We start from the raw sequence: 26208 nt of genomic DNA, 5'->3' as shown, positions 1-26208 counted from the left end.
CCATGCAAGAACTCAGACAGACATTTATTCCGCTTACTTGCCTTGCCGTTTTGGGTTTCGCTCTCAGTTCCTTTATTCTCAATGTTGATATGCCTGAGAACCCTCCTCAGAGTGCATGTGGAGATGGGTGCATCAACACCCCGATGATGCTTTCATAGAAGGAACTTCGGCAATTCCCATCCGAGTAAGATTCCAATGGGGGCGCCTACCGCAGAATTCAGCGAATCTCAAAGGGCAGTTTTGATCGCCCCAGGGGCAAACCCGAGTTCAGCCCCTAACGAAAAGGCCCAGACCCAGGTTTACCTAGCAATTTCAGATAATCAGGCCAAGGCCCTAAGAAATCACAGCAGAGTTACCCCGCACCAACACATCCAGACCTAACCCCGCATCCAAGGTAGCCACTTCAGTGCCATCCACAGATACAAAACCCGTCACATTGTCGTAGCTAGCATCTGTACTGCCGACAATGACGAGGGCATCGCTACCTGCTTCAAAATCCAGCACCACATCCAGATCGCCCACACCAAATTGGTCGGCAAAGAACTCAAAAATATCCGCCCCGGTTCCCCCAATCAGCACATCTGATCCTTCATTCCCGACGACGACATCATCGCCCGCGCCACCCCGGACGATATCGTCTCCGGTGCCCCCAAACATAAAATCCGTTCCTTCAGCCCCCATAATGTTGTCATCACCACCATTGGCCATAAAAATATCAACCTCATCGCCACCTGCAGCCACATCGTTGCTGTCTTCAAATACGAAAATATTCGTGGTGTCCTCTTGACCCACCGCAAAAACGCCACCGCCCTCTTGAGGAGCATCAAAAAACTGCGCCCCTTCAAAATTGCTGATAAACAGCGGATCGGTACTCCCAGGGGCCAGACTAGGGGCAGTATCTACAATCGATAGCGCCTCAGATCCTTCCTCACTATCCAAAGTGTCCGGCTGATCCTCCGCGTCTTCAGGTGTGGGCGCAGTGCCAAAACTGGACACATCTGCCCCCGCCTCAAAGACAACCGCAGAATTCGCCCGCGTCAACACCTCTAGCCCCAACCCGGCATCAAGAACAGCGGCTGTCGTTCCATCCACCGTTAGAAAACCAGTAGTGTTGTCATAGGTCACATCCGTACTACCAACAATCACCACCGCATCTTCGCCTGCTTCAAAATCTAGGATGATATCCAGATCTCCCGGCAAGATTTGATCGGCAAAGTACTCGTAAATATCACTACCGCTGCCGCTGATTAAGATATCAGAGCCTTCATTCCCAACAACAACATCATCCCCTTCGCCGCCGCGAACAATATCGTCCCCAAATCCCCCAAATAAGAAGTCCGTTCCTTCGGCTCCCATAATATTGTCGTCACCGCCATTGGCCATCAAGATATCAACTTCATCGCCGCCTGCAGCCACATCATTGGTGTCATCAAACACAAAAATATTGGTGGTATCTTCTTGGCCCACCGCAAAAACGCCACCGCCAACTTGTGGGCTACCGAAAAATTCAGCCCCCTCAAATTCGCTAACAAATAAGGGGTCGGTGCTACCTGGCAATAATGAGAACATATCAAATCTCCATAGTGACTCAATTGAGTCAGGTTCATGGCCCAGACTATTTTTTAAAAATAAGAACAAGCTGAGTAATATATGAGCTAAACATGTTTAAAAAATGAGATATAAATGCAATTTTCAAGAGAATATAAAACATTAAAAACAGGCTTCAATTCGTTAAATAGATTGCAAGAAAATGGCAGAGAAATACTTTTAAAAGTGATATCAATTCCCTCTAAAATAAGATTCACAAAAAGAATAACCTCGTTGAACCTAGACTTCACACCAGCCGATTTCAAAGGGCCAATTAAGTGAGCACTCATTCAATCTCTGCAGTGCATTTTGTCCTAGCTGTGGAACGCGGATTTATCATGCACCAGAACGCAACCCAGAAATTTTTAACGTGAAGCCTGGAACCCTCGACAACACCAAATGGTTCATGCCCGTTACCCATCTCTGGGTAACCAGTGCTCAACCTTGGGTACAAATCCCGAATGATGCCATTCTTTATCCCCAACAGCCTGAAACCTTCGAACCAATATTGCAAGCTTGGCAGACGTTATTGGGAAAACCCAGCCAGCGGCGATTTTGCGATTAGGAGGCGACTGATTGCCAGAGCAGATTGCTTTCCTGACCCGGCATTTGCAGCAACCCCCAGCGCAGGGAATTGGGAGCGATGACAAATAAGCGCATCATCACTCCGACCAATTCGGGTGTCGATAGGGTATCAGCTAAAAATCCCGACCATTGATTTTTAGGCAAACTAAAGAACGTATCGAAATGCTGGTTTAATAGCCCCTCATCAAACCGCATTAACTTCTCTAGGCCAAACCGATAGAGATAGTACTTGCGTAAGCGATCGCGATTCCATAGCTCCTGCCATGCCTTCCGGGCAATCTCGGCTGGCTCAGCTTGAGCATCCTGGAGAGCGATGGCAATCGCTGCGGCCAAACCCGGTCCACGGCGCAGTAGCGCCCCGACCATATAACCGGAAGCGGGATGTACCATACTCGCCGCCCCACCAAAAGCCACCACGGGCTGATTGAGATCGGGCAAGGGAAGCGTCATCGGAAAGATGCAGCGTTCCACCTCGTGGACAGCGGTCACCTGAACACCTCGGGCTGCCAATCGTTGGTGCAAGCGTCGCTCTAGGAGTTCAAAACTGACAGGAGGGGCCATCGCCAGAGATGTCTCTTCCACAAAATAGACATCATCCCCAAAATCCATCGCGTAGAGGAAGGTCAGTGGCTCGGTGGCCCGTTCAGTTGCTGACAGATGCTCACTGCGAAAATCCTGAAGCACAAATTGTTGCGGCTCAACGGGAGGTGCAGAAAAATGTCCGACGATACCATAGGCCGTTTGAAAGGCAACCGCCCCTTGATCTGGCCGCTGGATAAACATGGGATTGTGGCCGCTGGCATCGATCACTACCCTGGCTCGTATAGCTTCACCCGCCGCAGTCGTGACGATTGAGTACTTATGATTATGCTCTATCTGGGTGGCCTCACCTTGCTGCCATATCACTCTCCCGACTTCGCATTTGGCCAACAAATGGTTTTGCAGCTTGGCTTTATCGAATAAACCGTAGGCACGACCGTGGTTAACTTCCCCTTTACCAAAATAGGAAACACAATTGTCCCAACAATGGCCTAATAAGTCCGTTAATCCCAACGCTTCGAGTTCATCCCGCCAGATACCATAGGTATTCGGCCAGACTTGTTCCAGTGGGATAGCCGTCAGACCGCCGACGTTTACGCCTTGCTCGGCCAAGGCCGCCGCAATAATCATCCCAGCGGGGCCTGCTCCAATTACCAGCGCATCAAAATCCAACCTAGCCGTGTCCTTTTAGAGAGTTTTCAAGGGAATCCTCGGTCTTTGATCGCACTGTAACATGCAGTTGAATACGGATAAAATCTTCCTCGATCGCTCTAGTGCTTGGCCACAGATTGGTTTCAGGACTGAGTGGATAATCTAAAAACTGTTTGTCACTAGCAGTGTCTGTAATGCCCCCAGAGCAGTACCCTAGTCAGTATGGATGATCAATCTTCTGCACCCCAGCGTCAGCGCGGATTCTCTCTGACGCCAATCGGGATGAAGAAACTGCAGCAACGGTTACTCACCTTAGAAGCCCAAACGGGCGTAAAACATAATGCCGCCCGCATTGCTCAGCAGATTCAAATGATTGATCCCAAGGGCTTGCACCCTACCACTGTCCGCAAGATTTTGCGCCAAGAAACTGTAGACTTCACCACCCTGGAAGTTCTATTTTATGGCTTAGACCTCGACCTGTCGCAAGAGGATTGTGAGCAACCTTCACCCCTCCAGACCATCCCCGCCCAACAGGATTGGGGTGGAGCACCCGATATCACTCCCTTTTATGGCCGCCATCAGGCTTTAGAAACCGTCAGCCACTGGATCGTCACGGATCGCTGTCGTTTAGTTACCCTGCTGGGCATGGGGGGCATGGGAAAAACGGCCCTCTCCGTCAAACTGGCCCAGCAAGTCCAAGATCAATTTACAACCCTGATCTGGCGGTCCCTGCGTAATGCTCCCCCCATCGAGATGCTGTTACTGGACTACCTGCAAGTCATGTCTGGGCAACGGCAGGCTGACCTACCCCAGCACTTGGATGGCCAAATCGCTGAACTAATCAACTACTTGCGCCAGTCTCGATGTCTGTTGATTCTCGATAATGTAGAGTCCATCCTGGAGCGCGGTCGTCCCGCTGGTCGGTATCAGTCTGACTTTCAAGGGTATGGGGAGCTGTTACACCAAATCGCCAGCACCCACCATCAGAGCTGTTTAATTCTCACCAGCCGTGAAAAACCCCAAGGAATCGCAGCCTTTGAAGGGGAAGCCCTACCCGTTCGTACTTACCTGCTACAGGGCTTAGAAGCATCGACGGGTCAGAAACTTCTTAGTCAAAAAGGCTTTACCCATCTCAATTCCGCCGCTGGTAAGCTAGTTGAAACCTATCAGGGTAATCCCCTGGCCTTAAAAATTGTCGCCACCGCCATCCAAGATCTCTTTGGGGGCGATATCCAAGGATTTCTCGACCAAGAACAAATTGCTTTTAGTGAAATCCGTCTCCTGCTGGATCAACAGTTTGCAAGGCTATCTTCCTTAGAACAGCAGGTTCTGTATTGGCTTGCGATCGCACGTGCCCCCCTCTCGCTCGAAACTCTCCAAGCTAACATTCTCGTTCCCTCAGCTCATCTTCTAGAAGCCATCGAATCCATTGACCGTCGCTCACTGTTGGAACGGGATAGTACCGTATTTGAGCTGACCCTACAGCCCGTGATTATGGAGTATGTTTGCGATCGCTTGATTGATACCGTCAGTACAGAACTCCTTAATCTGCCCCTGCCTGAGACGTCTCTGTTCTACTCCCATGCCCTGATCAAAGCGAACAACCCAGACTATCTGCGCGACTGCCAAATTCGCTTGGTGTTGGCCCCGATAGCCGAACGGCTTCTAAAGAGACTGGGCAGCCCCGCCCAGATTGAAGTTCACTTTAAGCAGATACTGTCGCAACTCTCGTCCCAGCCCAGCTATGCTGCAGGCAATCTTCTTAATCTGCTGGTGTACTTCAATATCGATCTCACGGGCTATGACTTTTCCCGACTCACCGTTTGGCAAGCCTATCTCCAAGGGATTAATCTCCATCATGGGAGCTTTAAAAATGCTGATATCGCTAAAAGCGTCTTCACCCAGACCTTTGGCGATATCTGTGACGCCACGTTTAGCCCCAACGGCGAATGGGTCGCCACTGCCCATACCGATGGCATTTCCAGAATTTGGCGAATTCAGGATGGCAAGCTGTTATGTTCCTACCAGGCCCATCCAGAACCCATCTGGTCCATTGCCTTTAGCCCCAATGGTCAAGCCCTCGCCAGCGGCAGCTTCGATCAAACCATTTCACTCTGGGATCTGGAGCAGGGGCAGGGACAAAAGAACCTCAGCGGCCATCAGGATCGGATTTGGTCCATTGCCTTTAACCCCAATGGTCAAACCCTGGTCAGTGGCAGTAATGACTGCACCCTTCGCCTTTGGGATGTGACGACGGGACACTGTATCCACATCCTCTCTGGGCATACCGATGGCGTCACTGCTGTTGCCTACCATCCAGAGGGGGAATGGATAGCCAGCGGCAGTGCCGATCAAACAGTTCGGCTTTGGCATCCAACCTCTGGGCTCCTAGCCACCTTTACCGGGCATTCCCTACCCATTACCTGTATTGCCGTGAGTCCCGATGGCCAATATTTAGCCAGCAGCGATGCCCAAACAATTCGTCTCTGGCAGGTAAGAACCCTAAAGTGCATTCATGTGATTGAGGCGTTAACGTCTGTATGGTCAATGGCTTTTAGTGCGGATGGAGAAATATTAGGGGCAGGCGATCGCCAATTCCTCAAATGTTGGCGGGTTCCCACCGGAGAACTGCTGCAGTTCCAGGCCACATACGACCGTCAAATCTGGGCCGTCGACTTTAGTCAGAATGGTCTGCTTCTAGCTTGTGATAAGCAAACCCTAGGAGTCTGGCAGCTACAGCAGGACCTACAGCGACTCTGCACCCTTCAAGGCTATACCAATGCGGTTTGGTCTGTAGCGATCAGTTCAGATGGTCAAACCGTTGCTAGCGGCAGTACCGATCATGTGGTTAGGCTGTGGGATCTAAATCAGCAGCATTGTCGGCAGCGCCATCTACAATCCTCAGCTCGCCAGGTCACTTTTAGTCCCGATGGTCAACGGATTGCCAGCGGTGGAGAAGATGGCTCCGTCCAGCTCTGGGAGCCTGGAACCGGGCGGCAGTTGACCATGGCCCCTCGCCATAGTGGCCCGGTTTGGACAATTGCCTTTAGCCCCGATGGTCAGACCCTCGCTAGCGGCAGTGCTGACCATCAGATTCGGCTGTGGGATGTCGTTAATCACCACACCCTTAGGACATTCACTGGCCATGACAGTTGGGTCTTATCCGTTACCTTCTCCGACAATTTGCTGATCAGTAGTAGTGCGGATCAAACCATTAAAGTATGGGATATGGGCACTGGTGACTGTCGCCACACTTTGACCGGACATACGGGCACCGTTTGGTCTGTCAGTGCCGCTGGAGATATCCTGGCAACGGCCAGTGAAGACCGGACGATCCGACTTTGGCATCTCTCCACAGTAGACTGTTACCAAATCCTGAAAGGTCATCATAGCCTTGCTTTGACTGTCCAGATCAGTCCAGATGGGCAATATATTGCCAGTGGTAGTGCGGACAACACCGTTCGGCTCTGGGATGCCTTGACGGGGGAATGTCTCCAGATCCTCACAGGGCATACCCACTCGGTCTGGTCCGTGGCTTTCACCCCCGATAGTCAGTATTTGGTGAGTGGGGGACAAGACGGCACCTTACGGCTATGGTCCGTAGCATCTGGCCAACCGTTAGGCACCCTGTCCCTAGAGCGCCCCTACGAAGGACTAGATATTTCAGGAACGCGGGGCCTCACGGAATCGCGCCGTCAGATGCTGCGCCGCTTGGGAGCGATTGAATCATGACGCCCGACCGTACTCTCCACCTGTTAGAAGTCCTGACCTCCCTGAGTTACCGCCAGAGTGACTTGAATGCTTATCTGACAACCGTTGTCTCAGGAATTAGCCAACTGATTGGCACCGACTGGTCCATCGTCACCCTCTGCCAAGGAGAGCAATATCAAATCCTGGCCAGTAGCGTGGAAATGGACAATGCCGAAACCGTTTGGAACTTGCATGGGTCCATCACCAATTGCGTGGTGGAACAGGGGGCCACACTAATGGTGGAGGATTCGGCTCATGATCCAATCGGGCAGATGCCCGCAGGCTATGCAGCCTACCTGGGGATTCCCATTAAAACCCCAATGGGGAAAGTCTTAGGCACCGTCTGTTCGTTTTATCGACAGCCCCATCGCTGTACAGAGGAAGAGGTCCAGTTCGCTGAGGTCCTAGCAGAACGGGCTGCGATCGCAATCGATAACTACCAGCTCTATCAACGTCAGCAATTAGTCAATGCCCAGTATCAGCAACTGAGTGAACAGTTAGTGATTGTCAATGCCGCCCTAAAGCGGGCAGCAGGGCTCAAGGATGAATTTCTATCCACCATGAGTCATGAGCTGCGCACCCCTTTAACGGCCATTATCGGCTTGGCAGAAGTCCTGCGAGAGGAAGTTTACGGTTCCCTCAACCCCAAACAACTAAAGTCCGTTTGCACCATTGAAGAGAGTGGTGAAACCCTCCTAGCCCAGCTGAATGATTTAATTGATCTGTCCAAAATTGAGTCGGGTAATTTGGTCTTAGAGCGAGGGCGGGTCTCAATGGGTGCCTTGGTTGAGAGCTGCCTAGCAATAGTCCGGCCACAGGCTCTGGAGCAGAATATTACGTTGAGCCACCATATTCCCTCGGATTTAGCAGAGGTCACCGGAGACGAGCTGCGTCTTCGCCAAGTCTTACAGAATTTGATCAGCAATGCCCTCAAATTTACGCCCCAGGACGGTGAAGTATCTGTGCAGGCGACAGCAGACGCTGAGCAAGTCCAAGTCAGCGTTACCGATACCGGGATTGGCATTACTCCGGCGGAACTCTCCAACATCTTTGAACCCTTTGTGCAGTTGGATAGCTCCTGGGCACGCCCCTATTCAGGCACTGGGTTAGGATTAACCCTAGTGCAACGCCTCGTCAACCTCCATGGCGGTACCGTTAAGGTGGAGAGTGAAGTGGGTAGAGGCAGCACCTTTACCGTTACGCTACCCTGCTCTCAATTCCCCCCAGAAAAAGCAGAACCTACCGATTTGCCCCATCAACCTCAGAATATCTCTGAGCCGTTGATCTTGCTGGCCGAAGATCGAGAAGCTATTGTTCTGTTGCTCACGGATTATCTGGAAGAACAGGGATACCGGGTTGCGATCGCAACCGACGGCCAAACCGCCATCGACCTCGCCACCACTCAAATCCCAGACTTAATCTTTATGGATATTCGCTTACCCCAAATGGATGGCTTAGAAGCCACTCGACAAATTCGCAACCATCTCCCTGATACCCCTATCATTGCGCTGACTGCCCTGTTAATGCCTGAGGATCAAGAGCGCTTCCTCGCCGCTGGATTTAGTGACTCTCTCTCCAAACCCTTAAAGATGGAGCAACTCACCCAGATGCTCACTAAACACCTCCAGATTTAGCGATGTTGTAGGAATTATTATGGATAGCAAACAACATTCCATCCTTGTGATTGATGACGAAGAGCGGGTCTTCGACGTGATCGAGGGGTTACTCCTGCGGGAAGGCTATCAGTTGACCTATGCGGCCAGCGGCCCAGCGGCCATTCAGCAGCTAGATTCCCTGCAGCCTGATGTCATTCTGCTCGATGTCATGATGCCACAAATGGATGGTATTGAAGCCTGCCGCCTGATTAAAGCCAACCCCAACTGGAAGCATATTCCCATCATCATCGTCACGGCCCTTACCTCCAAAGAAGATCTAGCCCGATCCTTAGATGCCGGAGCAGACGACTTTATCTCTAAACCCATCAATAGCCTAGAACTGCGAGCAAGGGTTCGTTCTATGCTACGCATCAAAATTCAGTATGATGCCCTAGCTGCGACCCTCCGCCTTCGAACCCTCAACCTATTTGATGCCTTTTTGAGCTAGTCATCCCAGCCAAAACAACATCAAATAAGGTAGTGTCAGACACAGAAAATTCTGACATTTCTGCATTAACCAGATCATTTCCTTCGAACCGCAAGATTTTGTTATCTCCTGCAAAAAACTAAAAGACTCCCTAGGAGGGGCAACCGATAGGGTGATTACGCAACCAATCTATCAACCGATCTTTAGCTTGAACTGGGAATATCTTCCCATTCGATGAAAAGGCAGATAGAAGATTGGGTGCAGTTCACCGTATATGAGATCTCAAAGAATGGCTCTCCCCGGTAAAGTTAGCTCCATTGCTTCACTGATTGCATTAAGTATGGCCGCTCCTGCTGCTGCAGTCCCCTTACAAAAAACTCAGTCCAACTTACCCACCCAACCCAATTCAAGCTTTTTGATTGCTTCTCCGTTTCGGAAAGAAATCAGCCCAGCCTACCAAAGGCGGAAGAAGTTAATGGAAATGCTGGTTATGCAGATGGAAATCTCTGAAATGGCAGCAGAATTCCTAAAATCTGATGATCCTGAAGTCAAAGGACTCGCCAATGAAATGATGGAAAGTAGCGACAATCTCTCTTCTCGGATCTTGAATATGCTGTCTCCAGACAAGACACCCAAGACGGACCCTTAGTCAGGGCCTTTCACAGAGCTGTGGCAGCTCTCGATTCAACAGCTCTGTGTCATGTCTCAATCGTTCATCAGTGGTACAACGACTCCTTACCCCAGGGATATCAGTGCTTGCATCAGCATCACAATTCTCAGACAGATTGAAGTCCCCTTTGTCTGGTGGAGCAGCGGATCCTAAAGGTGTATCAATCTAGCAATCGGCATGCTTTTACCTAGGTAAAAGCATCAGTGTAGCTATTCAATCGTCAGGGCCAACTGCAAAATCAAGTGACTCTTGGACAAACTTCACAACAGATTGACACTGCGACACGATGTGCTTCGCACGATTAATATGTCCGATGCTTCTATTCTCCAGTGGGTTAATCTTTCCAATGAATACATATCAGGCATTTTCACCTCGGACCTTACCCCAGAGTAAGCCGTTCATCAGTCGAGACTATCAGTCTCAAATCCAAACACAACAGTCTGAGCTGAGGGCGTTTACCCAATTAGATGCTCTAATCCCTAAAGGGCAACCATTTTTAAGCAATCGTCAAACCGAGGATGCGCGCTTCGCAGAGCTAGGCAAGTTCTCAACCATGATTGTCCATGAAGTGCGGAACCCATTGACCACAATACTCATGAGCCTTCAGTCTTTCAAAAATCTCAATTTGCCAGAGATTTTTCAACTGCGGCTTGATTTCGCCCTAGATGAAGCGGACCGGTTACAACGTCTCGTCAATGAGATTTTGCTCTATACCAGACCTGACAACTTGAGCGCTACCTCCCTAGATCTAAACGCTCTAATCACGAGCTGTATCAAAAACTTACAAGCCATTCCTGCTGCGGTTAATAAGAAATTGGCTTATAACCCCAAGCGTAACCCAGTTAACATTCAGGGAAATGCGGACAAACTTAAGCAGGTATTGATTAATCTTGTAACAAACGCCTGCGAAGCATCCAGTATTGGAGATGAAATTGATATTCAACTACAGAGCCAAAACCATCGGGTCTGCATTAATGTTCATAACTGGGGCGAGCTGATTCCTGACGATCAGTTAGCCAAGGTCTTTCAGCCCTTCTATTCCACTAAGTCCACAGGAAATGGGTTAGGGCTACCCATAGTGCAACGCATCGTTGAAGAACATGGTGGACACTTGCGAATTAGCTCTGATCCACAGTCCGGAACTACCGTTACTGTTGAACTGCCTACCATCCCCCGCTAGCGCCTACTGAGGTTGTTTCATAACAATAGGGGCTTGGCCAAAATCTACAACATCGTGTACTTACACTCCTGCGTTAGATAATTACTGGCCTATTCTAATAGCATCATTACTATCCTGAGCTTTTTCTTTCCAATGTCCCTTTGTATTGCCCAATTCATTATGGTCAGTAAACCGTTTGCCTAATCAAGGGGGGACGCCTTGGTGCTGCCCCTTCTTTGATCTTTGGATGAGTTTACTGCTCTAGGACAAACCGTTTTTCGCTCACAAACCAGGGGAAGGCCAAAGTTGCAGAGCTTTCTAACCCAAGCTTTGAATGGTTCTTATGCCCATTAACTTGGGGGGACCAACGGTGCCGAGAATCTGGCATATCCTCCAGGTATCGAGGGGCTACAGAAAAAAATTCCTGAAGACCAAAAAACTTGATAGGTGTTTTTCAGCCCAATCGAGAAAATTCACGCAAACGAGGTGAGTCGGCAGGACGTTCATCAATGGGAAGGCTATCATGGCCTTGTAGATCCAGCGAAAAGGCAGGTATAAAGCTGCACTGAGATGTCGCTGGATTTTTATGGTGATGTACAAAAGCAAAAGCGGGTTATGAAGCAACATCGAGGGGTAATGTGGGGATTACTGCTGTTCAATCTAGGCCTACTGGGGCTGCCAGTACTCCTAGCCCCAACCTCCAGTCAAGCCCAGACCGTATCCAAGAACTGCGATGGCCAGAGGCCAGTCGGAGACCATCACACCAGCACAGCACCCCTACCCGCAGCTCTGTCCCCCTTCCCAGGGACGAATCCACCTGAACCGCAGCCTGCCACCGTCAGAATTGGTCATAATGTCAGCATTGGCTATGGGGTTCGTGTAGAAGGTCAGGTCGTCACCAAAAAACCGGGTCTACCGCTCCAAGGTCCAGGTAGTCCCGCGGTTCCTGTTCCAGAAGGCGTATCCACGGGGCCTATCGCCGCCCTTTATCCCGATACTTGCAAAACCAAAGCACAGCCCATTGCCCTGCCCCAGACCGACCGACCAACGGGGACTTCTCCCGTTGCTCTGGCCACTGGAAATATTGCCCAACGAGCTAAGCAGGTCACCGTTAGATTGGGGAATGGCATCACCGAGGGTTCGGGGGTAATTATTGAGCGCCAAGGCAACACCTATACTCTTCTAACCGCTGCTCACGTTGTGGCTGCAACCGATAGCCCCTACCGTATTACCACCGACGATCAGCAACAACATACAGCACTGCAGGTGCGCCCATTAAAGGATATTGATCTTGCTGTCGTCACCTTCCAAAGCGATCGCGCCTACAGCGTCTGTTCCCTCGCCAACGGGCAAACCGCTAGCGAGGGGTTACCCGTTTTCGTAGCGGGATTTCCGATGACAACGGCGGCTATCACTCAACCCGTCTATAACTTTACCGATGGTAAAATTACCGCCCGCAGCAGCCGCAGCTTTGCTGATGGCTATGCCATGATCTACACCAACCGCACCCTCCCGGGCATGAGTGGCGGTGGCGTTTTCAATAGAAATGGTGAACTCATCGGCATTCACGGGCGAGGAGACGTCGATAGTGCCCTAGAAGCTTCAACCATCAATACCGATATTCGGATTAAAACAGGGTTTAATCTCGGGATTCCTATCGAATCATTTCTGAAACAAGCCAAGTCCTTAGGGATGACCTTCAAGGCCCATCTACCTGCCAATGCACCGCCCCCCTCTCCCGTTGATGATGCACTGATTAACGCCGCGATTAAAGCCCAGTCGGGCGACTACGCTGGCGCTCGGGCCGTCTTATCTCAGGCTATTGGCACTTCGCCCCGTGAAGCTCGCCTTTATTTAGCAAGGGCGAATTATGCGATCGCAAGTGGTCAAACCCAAGCTGCTCTGCAAGATTTAGATCGAGTAATCGAATTCGATCCCAAGGCCGAACAAGCCTATTGGCTCCGGGGAGCCTATCGGAATGCGAGTCGTGATGCAGCGGGTGCAATTTCGGATTTTAGTCGGGTAATTGAACTGAACCCCAATCGGTTGCAGGCTTATCTGTGGCGCGCCACCCTTTATATGGCCCAGACCGATTATCAATCCGCGATCCAAGACTATTCCGCCATTATTCGGCTGGATCCAAAGAATGTATTGGCTTTCAGTCAACGAGGCAGTACCCGCTTTATTCAAGGGGACCAGCAGGGCGCTCTCAAAGATTATGACCAGCTGATCAAGCTCAATCCAAAGAATGTCGAAGCCTACGATCGTCGTGCCCATGTGCGCCGTTACAGTGGCAACCCCCAGGGTGCACTCCAGGACTATCGGATGATCACGAAGATTAATCCTCGCAATTCCCGTGCCTATGAGCAGATTGCTTCCCTGAGTGAAGATCAGAATGATATTGAGGGGGCAATTGCAGCCTATGGTCAGCTGCAAACCCTTAAACCGAATGATACATCGGTTTATATGAGTCGCGGGCAACTGTACGAGAAGCAAAAACGCTACGTTGAAGCCATCGCGGACTATACCAAGATGATTGAATTACAGCCCTTTCAAACGTCTTGGTTTATCATGCGCGGCAGCGCCAGAGAAAAAGCAGGTCAGCGTGCAGGGGCAAAGGCAGATTATCGTCAGGTGGCGAAGCTGTACCAACAGCAGGGAGATCCGTCCAGTGCCAAGGACTGGCTAGAACGGGCAAATAAACTATAGTCAGCCATCAACCAAATGGCAGGCCAGGTAAGTTCATCAGCCACGAACACAAAATATGATCGCCAACAGAGCTTCATGGGATTTATATAATTGATCATCCTTGGGGCAAATGGGGGCTGGCGTGGGCTGTAATCTCCCTAAGTCTGAAGTATCAAAAGGACCAGGACCTGACTGAGACTGTCTTAGGAGTCAACAGTAGAAACCTGGGTGGCGCAAATCGTTTGTACAATAACAACCGCTTCCAGATCATCAAGTACCACTCTATATATCGACAACCCCTTTAGTTTTGTATGGGTTCCGTTGCACAAATTGAAGAGTTCTCAATAAATTCTCACATTATTCACCTTTGCCTCGTAGGCTCTGAAATATAGCCCATATACCAAGACTGCTATCCAGTAGTTTTGTCAGGAGGTATCCATGATGAAACTTAGATTTGTCCCTCTTTTTTTGATGATGGCATTGGCATCTATTTTGGGTGCATGTGAAACGGCTAATCGAGAGATCCCTGCACCGCCTGTCAACCAAGGTGAGTCTCCTCAAGGGGGGGCAGAACTCAATCAATCAGAAGAAGAGTCATCCCCCTCTGTTCAAGAGGAAACACCTGCTTCTGAGGCACCACTTTCTCCTAATGAAGAAGAAAACTCGCCTGACAATTCTGAGGAACCATCTCCTTAAGAACCCTCACTAGCCAGTCTTAAACTGACATGGCATAAGTCTGGTGACTAGCCTAGCTTGCTGAACCATCGTGGGAGAAATCATTCATAACCCACAACCTACTTTGGTAATTGAATACTGTGCAAATCAATATTCCTATTTGATTTACCAGAAATAATCCATCACAACCTGGATCGTATTTGTCCTCAGTCGTCCTACGGATAAAGGACAGCATCCTGCGACCCAACTATTGTTCTGCCTACGAAGGCGAAGGAATTTTCGTGAAATATTTTAAATCTCTTTTTCCCATTCAGCTGGTTTCAACAGTTATTGGTATGTCTAGCCTTATGGCAAGTTTACCTGCACTAGCTGACACACCTGATTCAACTAAAGGTTTAGCCAGTACGAATACCCATGTTGCACAAGTCGATGAGAGTGAAACCCAGGAAGAGGAACTTTCTCCTGAGGTAATGAAAATCCTCTGTAAAAACTTCCCTCTCAACTCTCGTTGTTCAGGAACTAGTCAATCAGATACTGTTCCTTCATCTGACAATTCATCTGACGTTGAAGGGGCTGCAGATACGCCTGAAAGTGTCGAACCCGAAATTTCAGAACCTGAGGATTCCACTGCTCCTGAGATGGATTCTTCTGATACCGAGTCAGAAGAAACACCAGTAGACAGTTCTACGACGGATGATATGGATGAATCGATGGAAGGAGGGGCTGAACAACCCGATGGAACAATGACCTCCCCAGAAGAAGTCCCTACTCCTCCAGAGACCATGACACCAGAAAATACTATGCCGGTGGAACCCACACCCCCAAGCAATCCGCAAGGAGCACCAACGACACCGCCAGTGGTTCCAGTCCCAGAGGGAACTGAATAGCACATGTACTTTCCAAATAATAAAAAGTCCATCTAAAAACCATCTACAACCTATGAGCAATCCACCATACCCATCTAGTTCAGATCCTAGTTTCTATGAGTCATCCCATGAATCATCGTATTTGACAAAGTATGCGGAGCTAGATCGGACGGTTCAAAACATTAGAGTTGAGAATACTAAGCTCAATGGCGATGTTCAACAACTACGAAACCGTACCACATCCCTCATAGGGCTAATCATTGGACTTATTCTATTGGCGGTTGGTGGATTTGCTTGGTTAGTAATTAACTTGCAAAAATTAGACCAAGAAGAATTGCAAAGGGCTAATGGTATTGATCCAGGTCTCGCTAATCAGGTTGAGCAACTAGAGCATCAAATGACCGACCTCCGTAAGACTGTTCCCGGAAATTTAACGGATACCCTGCAGTCCAACCAAACTACGTTGGCACAACTACAAACCCAATTACAACAAGTTACTACTCAGATTAAGGATTTAGAGACATCTTCTAACAATATCAAATCTCAATCTAATTCTTCTCCGCAAGTTACACCCCCCTCAAATCAACCATCCCCAGACTCCAATCAACTGGACGGCACTGGTCTACTAACAGGGCACATACCTAAACCCTTTATTGGTGAGGAGTTCTAGTGTGCTCAACGGACGAGAACAAAATCCCATCTCCATTGCTGGTGTGGTCTGCTTACTGAGCCCCCAATGGGGTCTAACCCAGTTATGAATCAGGCGTTGTACATCTAGCACTCGCTGTAACCCCGACCGCTTCTTAGCGTAGAGATTCTGCCGTCTTCGATAAGCACTACATCGTCTCCTCAAGGCAGCATTGTGAGCCTCATTATGATTGGCATGGACCTCAGACCCTAGACTGATAGCGGTAAAGGGATGCTCTGCTTTCACCCACTCTACTCGCCGATTCCCCTGAGACCCTTTAACTTTCATCGCGACTTCTAACCCCTCTCGCCAAACCTTGCGATGCCCATAGTCAGGATGACACTCCTCACCATTGAGATAGACATTGGCGAGCTTCCAAAGTTCTTGTCCATAACGCCTCTCACCATCGGTAAACCATCGAATCCCATCACAGGCTTTGACCCACTCCCAAGCTGAGTAAACGCCATTTGCAAAAGTTGTGCATCCTTGAGGCCAGCTTGTGCTGTCAACCAATAGCGGCTTTCGCGTTCAAGGAAATGGATGGTCCAGCCCTGGGATTGGCTGGGGGGAAGATTTTTGCCTACACGCGTGTAAACTTCATCCCCTTCTACCGTCACATCAGAGGCTGCTGGTGCGGGAGGTGACCAGTTCTGTGCTTGGTCTGCTAGGCGTTTTTCCCAACGCATAATGGTGGTATGAGATTTACCGAAAGTTCGACCTGCAGCACGAATACCCATCCCTTCGGTGCGAGCTTTGATGGCATAGCTCACTACTGAACTAGCGGTGCGTAAGCGAGCCATTGGGGTACCCGTGCGTTCGTTGAAACGCCGATTGCAATCCTTACACTGATATCGCTGGACTAATGTCCCATCTTGCAGGCTATCAAAGCCGCGCTTTAGGATCTTCTCGCTTAGACAATATGGGCATTCCATTGATCTACATTAGGTTGCGTCGGAAGCATTATAGCTAGATCCTGCTAACAGACCAGTGCCAACTGGACAATAGGCAGGACTAAAAACTATCCAAAGCTGACAAGAGATAGTCATGTATGGGATGGTCTGCAAACTGATTTACTTATAGTGATTTGAGCAGATTTACTTATTTCAAAAAAGAAGGGATATGAGATTATATTGAACGCAGACATTACTCTGTTTGGAATTTCAATATGAGTTCCTAGTTCGTTTCTGACGTTACGCCAAGATTCTTCGAGGCAATCGGGATTCTTGTGCCTAAATGTCAAACTAGGAGACTCCATTAATGTCTGAAAAACAGGCTTTCAAAATTGGGTCGTGCATCAAAAAAGTGTGGGTTTGTTAAACCTATAGGGAGTTGAGTTATCCTATCTTCTGACGGTAAAACCAGTAAAGGCAGCCAACGTTACCGTTGCCCCCACTGTCACCAAACCTTCAGTGAGACCTTTGATACCCTTTATTATCGCCGTCAGATTTCTTCTGAAACCATCCAGACCATCCTTCAATCTCATGCTGAAGGCAGTAACCTCAGAGGCCTATCCCGCATCACAGGTGTGGCTTACAACCCTTGTGTGAGTGTGATTCGTTCAGCGAGCCATAAAGCCCAAATGATTCACAACCAAGACGTTCAGGCCGTTTCGACTGACGTCATCAATGCAGATGAGTTGTGGTCCTTTGTCAAAAAAGCAAAAGCCCTGTGACCCGGAAGAGTTGAGCGTCGGTGATTGCTGGATAGCGTTGAGTCTCGCCAAAGACAGTGGCTTGGTGCTCAGTGGCCGTATTGGCAAACATACCGACGAACTCGCTCAAGAATTAATTGAGAATACCGAAGGCAAAACTGCCTGTCACCATTGGCAAACCGATGGCTGGGAAGGGTATTCACGACAATTAGCCGATGAGGTGATCCATCAAGTGAGTAAAGCTCTGACACAGCGCTTAGAGCGGACCAATGGCATACTACGCCAACAGACCGGGCGCTGGCATCGGCGTCAGAACAAGTTTGGTAAAGTCTGGCAACAGAGTGCAGTGACATTAAGACTGGTGCTGACTTATTTCAATTGGATCTGGTGCCACTCTCGATTCAAGAACACGGCTGCCCAACGGGCTGGACTGACGGAGCATCCTTGGGAATGGCAAGATTTAGCCACCTATCCCACACTTTGTTGATGCACAATCGATCGATACCCATTGGTTTCGTTGCAATAGTTATTTTCGCATTGGATGGGAGTGGATCAAGGCCGCAGGACCCAGGTGCTGGCAGTTAATTTGCTCTGTGGGTTTTATTACTCACAAGGATCCTGATCGGGCCATCGCTTCTCGCAAGCAAGATGGAAAACGCTAAGATCAACTTGAGTTTCAGATTCACACGTTTGTATATGCAGTTGAATGACAGCTCTAAATCCACATCTGGCAGAAGTTTCAAGTTTTGTAATTTAACTTTTGTCAGTCAACCAGGCGTGAAACCACTCGCGCCAAAAGTGTTAGCGTTAGTGAATAAACGATATAGTCGATGAATCAAGATCAATTGACATGTTTGGATTTGGTCACCTTGCAAGATGTCTTCTTATCATTACGATGTAGTGAATGACAACAATGCTGAATTGTTATGTAATGATATTTAATTTATAAAGTACTAAATTAAAGTAATTAAAAGTTTATTAATGATTAAACTATATCGTTTAGATTCAATGAAATATACCCCTTTTGCAGTTAATAATGCAAAAGCAAATAATTTCTTCAGACAACACAATATTGAATTTACTGATAGTGCTAGCGATTGTGATCTATTTATCACTCGCCGAAACCCAGGAATTCGGAAAAGAATAAATTTGATGATTAAATACGGTGATCATCCAATTCTCCTTTGGACTCATGAGCCTCGCTTTAATACTGATTTTTGTGCTCAATTAAAGTCTTATTCAATATTACCAAAGTTTTATATTATGAATGTATATACAGGCGATATTCATATTAGTAATTATACAATTTACTCATGGGCAATTCGAGAAAAAGTTCCATTAATACAGAAGATTAATAACTCAGCATTTTTGAATAAAACGCGATGTATTGCTTTTCTAAGCACATATATTCCTCAGCCTGAAAAATTTACCTTAACTAAAGATAATCGCAATATTAATTTAACAGAAATTCGCCAGAATTTAGGTATTGCTGGTTATCGAAAAGGGCTTGTTGACATATATGGAAAAGATTGGCCTAATGGCATGTCAGTTGGAGAATCAAGAAATGATAATTGGCTAGATTCAAAGCAAGATATACTGAAGAAATATGATTTTAACTTGTGTCTTGAAAATACTAATTTTGACTATTATTGTACTGAAAAAATTTGGGACAGTATTGCAGGAAGTTGTCTTCCAATTTATTTTGGTAAATACAACCGCATCTATGAGACTTTTCCTAAGAATAGCTTTATAGATGTTGCCGATTTTTATCCACATGAGGATATATTTAATTTTGTTGAAAATATGACTGAAGATGAGTATATTGAACGCTTGAATCTATGTATTAGTGTTTACAATAACTTGGCTGATAATCGTGACAGAATTAAATATAAGTATCAAAAAATGCTTGTAAATATTATTGAACGCATCAATGAAATTCTTTCCTAAAAATAGGCCACTTATAAATTTTTGCGGGTTGTTCTATTCCTTTACAGTAGACCTCTTGCAATATTCGTTCCATGATGTGCTACTAACTCAATTTATGCTGCGATCTGACTTGGGCTGTTAGCGGCCAAAAGGTCTGGGTCAATCAAATACATTGGGAATAGACTGATAGGGTAAGGAAGAAAGTCATTCTAATCCTTATTGGCAGGGCATCAGATGGGTCACTTGTGTATTTCTATTGGTTGGGTTGAAGACGATTCTCCCTCATCCTCCATAAGTGAATTGAATCGGATTCCTGTCCCTACCTTGGAAGTAGATGAGCCGTCTCTGGGGCATACATTAGACGCTCTAGAGCAGCAGACTATCACGGTTGGTCAACAGATGATGCGTCATTTGTTATGTCTTCATTGGGATCTACTCGACCAACAGCAGGTCGATGAGTACTGTGCTCAATTTGGACCAGATGTTGTGGAACTTGATGGCTATGCTAGTCAAAAGATTGCCTGTTACTGCCCAGGCTGAAGCACTGGTCTAACAGGATTGTCAGCAAAAATACTTTTGAGTGCATCCAGTACAGGGATATCTTGCTTTCTCAAAGTTGAAATATAACCGCGAATGCGGCAGAACTGCTGGGCACCTGCCAAGGAGCGAAAACATCCCGATATCTTCTGCTTCAACTTCATCATGCGGATATCGCGCTCAGCCTGATTGTTATCAAAAGGCACCTGAAAATCATACATAAACGCCAAGACAGCAGCTTGGTGCTTTCGAAGTCGGTCGAGCAAGTTTTTGGGTGTACTCTGCTTCTGCTTGCCTCGTTTCTTGGGTGCATTTTCATCGACGGTTGGCATTGGATTATGCTTGAATCCATCGGCTAACACTTGGCGATACCGCTGCTCAAACGCCTCGACTTGTCTCGCATCGAGAACGCTTAAGTGTTCAGCTTTTGCCCGCTCTACCTCAGCTTTGATATCTAGCAGCAGTGAGATCATCTCCTCAGCCCAAGGTTGTTTGTAGCGTTCAACAATAAATCGGAGTTCGCGCAAATGATGGGCATTGCATAAGCTATGCGTACAACCATAGCGGGCATAGCTCTTCCAACCATCATGAATACTCGTGCCCGTAAAGTTTGGCAGAATATCCATTTCGTCCATCGCTGCTGTGCCGCGTTTGGCATGGACAAAGTAGTAGGTTAATCCACTCGTACAAGCGACATGCAGCCACCACAACTTGCTGTTGACTCGCAACCCCGTCTCGTCAAAATGTCCCACAGCTGCTTGCTCAATAGCGTCTTTGATCTGGGCTTCAATCGGTTCTAATTGCTGGGCACAGGTTGTACGGGTGTTGCACAGGGTTCCTTCAGAAACCTGACAACCCAAGAGGTCTTTAAGCAGTTCACGGGTGCGCTCAAACGGCAACAGTTGAGCCTCCATCAAATACACCATCAAGCCTTTGAGATTACTGCCATACTGAACCACATTGGTGACATCGCTGGGGAATTTACCCCGGTTCAAGGTTTGACAGTGCTCACAATATTTGACTTCTGCTTGATGCTCGATGACCTGTAATGACAAGGAGGGCAGCTCATGAACCTGGCGCAGTTCATACTCAAGGACGGCGACCTCTGTTAACGAGGCACCACAGCCTTGACATTGAGTGACTGGATGTAACACTACGGCATCGACGGTTTCACGCCATTCCAAGGTACTACCGGGATGGCCTTTTTGACCCCCACTTTTACGCTTACTCTTACCCCGTAGACTTTTGGTCCGCTTCCCAAAGCCATCGCTTGAGGGTGGTTTACTACTGTTCCGACTATCTTTGCCAAGATGCTCTTCTAGTCGCTCTATCCGTTTAATAAGAAGGGTGACCAGCTCAACAACTGCATCCTCTCCTTGATGGTAGATTGCTCGAATATCAGATTCACTAATTTTCTGGTCAGAGACTTTCTTGTTCAACGAATGAGTACGGATTGACTGCTGGTGTGCTTAAAACATAGTCTCAGATAGAGTTATACCTTCATTCTCAACACAATGATTTAAGCCTGGGCAGTAACGATTGCCTGTCGCTTGGGCATTTTGCACTTACAACGGCAAGTGTGTTTCAACCAGCAGACTGACAAACACATCATGCCCGGAAACGACCTATTACCCGAGCACCATGGAACGATTATTACTCGAACGCTGCAAGAGTGGGCCTGTTTATTTCCGCAAGATTTACCTTTCCGAACCGTCGAGCGGTTACTGAGCTGGCAAACTCAACAGCCCAAAGTGATTTCTAGAAGTGAAGTGAGCGTCCTAGTGAAACGGCATGGCGACATGATCCGAGCTGCCGAAGCAAAGGAAGTGGAGCAATGGGAGGACCAAAGCGACTTGAGCAAATTCCAGGTCAATCTCATTGAGGCGAAAACACCTCGTCATCGAGCCGCATGGCCAATCGAACTGACGGCTGCAGTGGAGCAAGCTCTAGCCACCCCCAATCCTAAAGCGCCTGAGGGTGTTACAAATCAGGATTGGCAACGGGTTCTGCAAGCCCGTAACAATGAAGCTGCCTGCTGGCCAGCCGAAAAGCTAAGACGTTTGGGTCCTGAAATTCAACCCGAACAGACCATCGCAGCAACGGATGACATCTTAGTTCGTCAGCCAGAAGCGAGTAAGTGGTTGACGATTCGGGTAGCCCGGATTGCGACGACTAAGGGGTTTCGCTATTTGAGTGCAACTGGCTCACTGGTGCTCAAACAACTTTCTCTGATGCTATTCTTCTGTGCTGGATTGAATGGATGGGTGACCCTTTTAGGCTATGCCTTACCCACAAGTCCTGAAGTACTTACCAGCAAAAGACTTGAGGTGAGCTAACCCCCCTTATTCTTTGCCCCAGAGAATGCCTAGTGGGCACGGCGAGGAGGTTGAACCCCTATTCTGTCGTTGACGATGCTGTGGAAAAGGCCAATCTACGGGATATTGAAACATTTGTCTTAGCACCAAAAATGCTTCTGCATATGCGTTTAATCCACTTGTGGGTAAGGCATAGCCCTTTTAGGAGATGGCGCTAAGTGGCTACGCAATTATTTCGAGACCGATCTGAGTCAGTTTACTCACAAAGAGCTGCTCCTCGACTGGCATCATCTTCGTCGAAAATGTGCCGATTTTGCGGGGATGATTTGCTCGACTCGTGAAGAGAAAAAAGCTCTTAAAAGGAAGCTAAACTCTTCTCTATGGGTAGGAAGAATAGGCCCTGCTATTCAAGCTTTAGAAGTCTGTCGGCCTAAGACCAAGAACGAGAACAAACTCCAAGAATTGATTGACTATCTCAAGGCTCGAAAACCCTATATCGTTAATTACAATGAGCGTCGCCTCCAACGACAATATATGGGTAGTGCTCATGCAGAGAAAGCGTGTGATTTGATTGTTGCCAAACGGCAGAAGAACAGAGGGATGCATTGGTCAGAAGCCACTGCTGATGCTCTTGCTGCGATGAAGACGGTGATGTTAAATCAGGCATGGGATCTCTACTGGGTTGACCAGCAAATTCTGCCTCTCGCTACAACCCCTTAACCCAGACCTTTTGGCCGCTAACAAGATCCGTCAATGTGCCATTGCTTATACCCATCTCTGAGATATTGATGATTGTGTGTTGCCCAATGCTATTGCATAACCACCTGTTCCTCGAGTAGCCTCTGCAAGATTTGATGTTGATCCGAGGCGATTTCGACTAGGGCACTGCCTTGGCCTCGCCATACAAGACGAACACTACGGATTGCGATCGCATGTTCTCGACATTTCTTCATCAACTCCGCTAAGGCCCCAGGCTTATCATTCAGCTTCACGAGCAGGGCATCTTGACTAACGGTCTGATAATCTGCCTGAGTCAGCATTTGAGTCGCAGCTTCTGTATTAAAGGGTCGATACTGACCATGACAACGACCAATATCTAGATGCTCATTCAAAATCTGTAATGCCCGAGCCCGGTCACTCACCTTCAGCTGGATGATGCTTCCCCCTGCGGCCTGAACCGCCGTAATATCTTCAATGGAAATTCCCGCTGACGCCAAAGCCACAGATATCTGAGTCAGCAAATATTCTTCAGATGAACCGACCAGGGTAATTTCTTCGTTGGTTTCCCCTAAAGTCGTTTCACAGACCGGTAGATCAGTTAAAGAAGGTTCTGGTGGTGATTCCAAGGATTGAATATCAGCCACCAATTGATCAACCTGTTCTTTCACCACATGGGGCATAGCAATCAGGTGGGTCAAAGAACCATTACAGGCCAACTGCCATCGCTGAGTCACCACAGGGGAAGGGCGATCAAAGACCACAATATTGGAATAGGGATGTCGCCAAGCATTGCGGTCAAGTTGATTCAGCTGGGTAATGGCATAGTCTGCCATCTTTAAACAGTTCGGTACGATCTGCTTAAACCCATCCACACCAATCGTGTGAAAGGCATACCAAAGAAACAACGGCGTAAAGCCATTCCGAGATCCACTGAGAGTGGTATCCAAGGTGCCGATATATTCCACACTTTGAGCAATTCGATCAACATTACCTTTTTTCGCCAAGACCACACCACAGGGAATCGGCGAACCAATCATTTTATGGCCACTAATGGCAATACTATCAATGCCATCCTCAAAGTTCCATGGAGGCGCAGTATCAATAAACGGAAGAACCATCCCCCCCAAAGCTGCATCGGCATGGAGATAATGACGCTTCAAAGCCAGATCCTGAAAAATCCCTTGAATTCCAGCAATATCATCGACGGCCCCTTTCATAGTGGTTCCAATCGCGGCACACACAATCGCTGGCACATCCCGGTGAATCCGTAAGGTCTCTCGCAGATCGTCTAAATCCATCGAGCCATCCGGCTGACTCCGAATCATAATGCTATCTAAATTCAGACAGCGCAAAACTTTGTCGATGGAGTAATGGGCATCTTGAGAATAATAAACGATGCCCCCTGGCATTAACTCCCGCGCAAGAAATAAACCATAATGGTTCCCCTCAGTTCCACCATTAGTAATATAGCCCCAAGTACTTCCCGGGGGAGCTTGGGTTAGGTCTTGAAAAATTTCCAGTAGTTCACATTCAAAAACGTGGGTATTGAGGTGATAGTTACTGGCGAGAAAAGGATCCCCCACATTGTTGAAGGGATATTGCAGAAATCGATACAGAGGGGAGTAATCAAAAATGCCGTTACAGGGATACCCTAAAAACAGCTTCGATTCTTTCTGAATATCATCAAAAAATTGGTCTAATCGCTCTGCATCTGCAGAGGATAACGAATACTTGGATAGCCATTGTGATTTCATAGATGTTCCCCATTCAACACCCATCACAGAACCGAGGATCTTTATTGTCAACCCAGATCCTAACCCCTATTCATGGGAGCGTTATACACCAAATATAGCCTTCCCCTATTAGATTGGATCGAGTCACCAGTCCTATTAAGCTCGACGGAATAATCGTGCAAAGGGGGCAGTATATCGTGAATTTAGGACATCACAAATCACAGTAACCATGCCACTCACTCCCCCTAGCAGTTTACTTCTGCATCCCATCAGAGGTGCTAGACGTCGGCTGGAAGAGCTAGATAACATCCCAGTGCTACCCTGAATTGAATCAGCACCTTGATAGAGACACTTTGATCAAGCCCTACCTTTTGGGTGTAGGAACTGTTACCAATCCATGCAGGTATAACGTCTCAAGGGTGTTTATGATCAAGAAAGCCCTGCTGTTCGCCAAACTTCTTGACCACCGGCATACATCGTCGCTGAAAAAAACTACTCAGTGTAGAAATAGGCAAATCGAACTCCTGAGAAATTTGATCCCATTGCATATCTGAGAAGATGCGCTTCAATAACAAGACTTGGCAATTAACATCAGGACGATTGAGGATATGCAACCCACGCAATTCTCCAGTGGGATCTGTTTCTACCCAATGACGGGTCACTTCTAAAATTGGAGGGATATCTGGTGGAGCGGCAAGGTTTGCCATGGCATCACAAGCTTGATTTGCCCCAGTTGAAGAGATAGGAAAACAAAATCTGGCATGATACTGAGCCTTGCTGATCTGGAAGTCTCGCAAACGCCATTTGAGATACTGATTTAACCAAGTGATGATGCTACTACGATCTGGGTCAAATTGCTTACCGGTACCTTCTTCACAAATATTCTGGCAAAAATAAAGCCAGGTCAGCTGTAGAGCATCTTCATAGTATGGGGTATGTTCATACCAAAGCTTTTTCGATTTTTGGATAATCCTAATTATTTTCGATAAACATTGCTTCCGCTTGTGATGACCTGGGGGATATTGACGTGCCTCCAGCAATAATGGAAGAACTTCTGCATCTATTGGATTTGAATCTCGATCAGTGATATTCATATGTCTTGCATCGTCTAGAGAATAGCAAAGTCGAAAACCATTCGTTTTTTACAACTTAATCCCCCGTAAAAAATCCATCTTTGTCAAACACACTGAAACCCTTTGAGCTAATGCGGAGACTTACCCCTCAAACAACAACAAAGTCTCACCAGACCAAACAACGACGTTGCGACTAGTCCATATAACCACTGATAACTTGATGCTAGTAACAACAAGCAACAGGTACTTTATAATCGCAAGAAGCTATACCAATAAAAGATTCTAGAGTTAAGAACAGTTGCCCAACCTATC

The 26208-nt window shown here is 47.8% G+C and carries 22 protein-coding genes; 15 read left to right on the top strand and 7 right to left on the bottom strand.

The window, feature by feature from the left end:
* Nucleotides 1–333: 333 nt before the first annotated feature.
* Complete coding sequence (locus ON05_RS01550) at nucleotides 334–1569, bottom strand: calcium-binding protein (protein ID WP_010470107.1); 1236 nt, start codon at nucleotides 1567–1569, stop codon at nucleotides 334–336.
* A 277-nt stretch (nucleotides 1570–1846) separates the two neighbouring features.
* Here ON05_RS01550 and ON05_RS01545 point away from each other — a divergent pair, with 277 nt between their 5' ends.
* Nucleotides 1847–2152: a GFA family protein gene (locus ON05_RS01545; protein ID WP_071826338.1), complete on the top strand. Its 306-nt coding sequence runs from the start codon at nucleotides 1847–1849 to the stop codon at nucleotides 2150–2152.
* Here the strand turns inward: ON05_RS01545 and crtL are convergent.
* Nucleotides 2149–3342, bottom strand: a complete 1194-nt coding sequence (gene crtL, locus ON05_RS01540) for a lycopene beta cyclase (protein ID WP_236618858.1) — start codon at nucleotides 3340–3342, stop codon at nucleotides 2149–2151. The genes ON05_RS01545 and crtL overlap by 4 nt on opposite strands.
* A 243-nt stretch (nucleotides 3343–3585) precedes the next feature.
* Here crtL and ON05_RS01535 point away from each other — a divergent pair, with 243 nt between their 5' ends.
* From ON05_RS01535 to ON05_RS01515, 5 genes are all read left to right on the top strand, one after another.
* Nucleotides 3586–7095, top strand: a complete 3510-nt coding sequence (locus ON05_RS01535; RefSeq protein WP_010470111.1) for an NB-ARC domain-containing protein — start codon at nucleotides 3586–3588, stop codon at nucleotides 7093–7095.
* On the top strand, nucleotides 7092–8747 hold the full coding sequence (locus tag ON05_RS01530; protein ID WP_010470112.1) for a GAF domain-containing hybrid sensor histidine kinase/response regulator: 1656 nt from the start codon (nucleotides 7092–7094) through the stop codon (nucleotides 8745–8747). Before ON05_RS01535 ends, ON05_RS01530 begins: the two co-directional genes overlap by 4 nt.
* Before the next feature lie 19 nt (nucleotides 8748–8766).
* Entirely contained in the window at nucleotides 8767–9216 is a 450-nt protein-coding gene (locus ON05_RS01525; protein ID WP_010470115.1) for a response regulator, read from the top strand.
* 253 nt (nucleotides 9217–9469) lie between these two features.
* On the top strand, nucleotides 9470–9844 hold the full coding sequence (locus tag ON05_RS01520) for a hypothetical protein (RefSeq protein WP_236618855.1): 375 nt from the start codon (nucleotides 9470–9472) through the stop codon (nucleotides 9842–9844).
* A gap of 367 nt (nucleotides 9845–10211) precedes the next feature.
* Nucleotides 10212–11045, top strand: coding sequence for a PAS domain-containing sensor histidine kinase (locus ON05_RS01515; RefSeq protein WP_010470118.1), 834 nt, complete (start codon nucleotides 10212–10214; stop codon nucleotides 11043–11045).
* Nucleotides 11046–11277: 232 nt separating this feature from the next.
* On the opposite strand, the gene ON05_RS01510 is transcribed toward ON05_RS01515, so the two are convergent.
* Nucleotides 11278–11412, bottom strand: coding sequence for a hypothetical protein (locus ON05_RS01510; RefSeq protein WP_255345074.1), 135 nt, complete (start codon nucleotides 11410–11412; stop codon nucleotides 11278–11280).
* A 182-nt stretch (nucleotides 11413–11594) separates the two neighbouring features.
* On the opposite strand from ON05_RS01510, the gene ON05_RS01505 reads away from it, so the two are divergent.
* The 4 genes from ON05_RS01505 to ON05_RS01490 all read left to right on the top strand — a co-directional run bounded on the left by ON05_RS01505 (nucleotide 11595) and on the right by ON05_RS01490 (nucleotide 15923).
* Entirely contained in the window at nucleotides 11595–13733 is a 2139-nt protein-coding gene (locus ON05_RS01505; protein WP_010470120.1) for a serine protease, read from the top strand.
* A gap of 417 nt (nucleotides 13734–14150) precedes the next feature.
* Nucleotides 14151–14408 (top strand): hypothetical protein, encoded by a 258-nt coding sequence (locus ON05_RS01500; RefSeq protein ID WP_029315032.1) that lies wholly within the window; start codon nucleotides 14151–14153, stop codon nucleotides 14406–14408.
* Between the two features lie 326 nt (nucleotides 14409–14734).
* Entirely contained in the window at nucleotides 14735–15274 is a 540-nt protein-coding gene (locus ON05_RS01495) for a hypothetical protein (RefSeq protein ID WP_262561045.1), read from the top strand.
* A gap of 121 nt (nucleotides 15275–15395) precedes the next feature.
* Nucleotides 15396–15923, top strand: a complete 528-nt coding sequence (locus ON05_RS01490) for a hypothetical protein (protein WP_262561044.1) — start codon at nucleotides 15396–15398, stop codon at nucleotides 15921–15923.
* Here the strand turns inward: ON05_RS01490 and ON05_RS01485 are convergent.
* A protein-coding gene (locus ON05_RS01485; RefSeq protein ID WP_262561043.1) for an IS1 family transposase occupies nucleotides 15879–16873 on the bottom strand; the annotation gives its coding sequence in 2 pieces (ribosomal slippage) (nucleotides 15879–16417 and nucleotides 16417–16873; 996 coding nt in all). The two genes, ON05_RS01490 and ON05_RS01485, sit on opposite strands and share 45 nt — an antisense overlap.
* A gap of 404 nt (nucleotides 16874–17277) precedes the next feature.
* Here ON05_RS01485 and ON05_RS01480 point away from each other — a divergent pair.
* The 3 genes from ON05_RS01480 to ON05_RS01470 all read left to right on the top strand — a co-directional run bounded on the left by ON05_RS01480 (nucleotide 17278) and on the right by ON05_RS01470 (nucleotide 20058).
* Nucleotides 17278–18079, top strand: a protein-coding gene (locus ON05_RS01480) for an IS1 family transposase (protein ID WP_262562132.1) whose coding sequence is annotated in 2 segments (ribosomal slippage) — nucleotides 17278–17592 and nucleotides 17594–18079 — 801 coding nt in all. Because the reading frame shifts where the segments join, the coding sequence is not laid out codon by codon here.
* 494 nt (nucleotides 18080–18573) lie between these two features.
* The gene (locus ON05_RS01475; protein ID WP_010482441.1) at nucleotides 18574–19539 is read left to right on the top strand and encodes a glycosyltransferase family 10 domain-containing protein; all 966 of its coding nucleotides are present in this window, start codon (nucleotides 18574–18576) and stop codon (nucleotides 19537–19539) included.
* A 213-nt stretch (nucleotides 19540–19752) separates the two neighbouring features.
* Complete coding sequence (locus tag ON05_RS01470) at nucleotides 19753–20058, top strand: hypothetical protein (protein WP_010482443.1); 306 nt, start codon at nucleotides 19753–19755, stop codon at nucleotides 20056–20058.
* Here the strand turns inward: ON05_RS01470 and tnpC are convergent.
* Nucleotides 20043–21467, bottom strand: coding sequence for an IS66 family transposase (tnpC, locus tag ON05_RS01465; RefSeq protein WP_262562131.1), 1425 nt, complete (start codon nucleotides 21465–21467; stop codon nucleotides 20043–20045). The genes ON05_RS01470 and tnpC overlap by 16 nt on opposite strands.
* 198 nt (nucleotides 21468–21665) lie before the next feature.
* On the opposite strand from tnpC, the gene ON05_RS01460 reads away from it, so the two are divergent.
* Nucleotides 21666–22391: a hypothetical protein gene (locus tag ON05_RS01460; protein WP_010473069.1), complete on the top strand. Its 726-nt coding sequence runs from the start codon at nucleotides 21666–21668 to the stop codon at nucleotides 22389–22391.
* 300 nt (nucleotides 22392–22691) lie between these two features.
* Nucleotides 22692–23090: a hypothetical protein gene (locus ON05_RS01455; protein ID WP_010473066.1), complete on the top strand. Its 399-nt coding sequence runs from the start codon at nucleotides 22692–22694 to the stop codon at nucleotides 23088–23090.
* 89 nt (nucleotides 23091–23179) lie between these two features.
* On the opposite strand, the gene ON05_RS01450 is transcribed toward ON05_RS01455, so the two are convergent.
* Both ON05_RS01450 and ON05_RS01445 read right to left on the bottom strand, forming a co-directional pair.
* Nucleotides 23180–24844, bottom strand: coding sequence for a histidine decarboxylase (locus ON05_RS01450; RefSeq protein ID WP_010473064.1), 1665 nt, complete (start codon nucleotides 24842–24844; stop codon nucleotides 23180–23182).
* A 392-nt stretch (nucleotides 24845–25236) separates the two neighbouring features.
* Nucleotides 25237–25917: a hypothetical protein gene (locus tag ON05_RS01445; protein WP_010473062.1), complete on the bottom strand. Its 681-nt coding sequence runs from the start codon at nucleotides 25915–25917 to the stop codon at nucleotides 25237–25239.
* Nucleotides 25918–26208: the final 291 nt, after the last annotated feature.

This window comes from Acaryochloris sp. CCMEE 5410 (assembly GCF_000238775.2).
In the GTDB taxonomy this organism is placed as follows: Bacteria; Cyanobacteriota; Cyanobacteriia; order Thermosynechococcales; family Thermosynechococcaceae; genus Acaryochloris.
The sequence above is the reverse complement of the archived record's forward strand: the minus strand, read 5'-3'. Positions and strand labels throughout refer to the sequence as shown.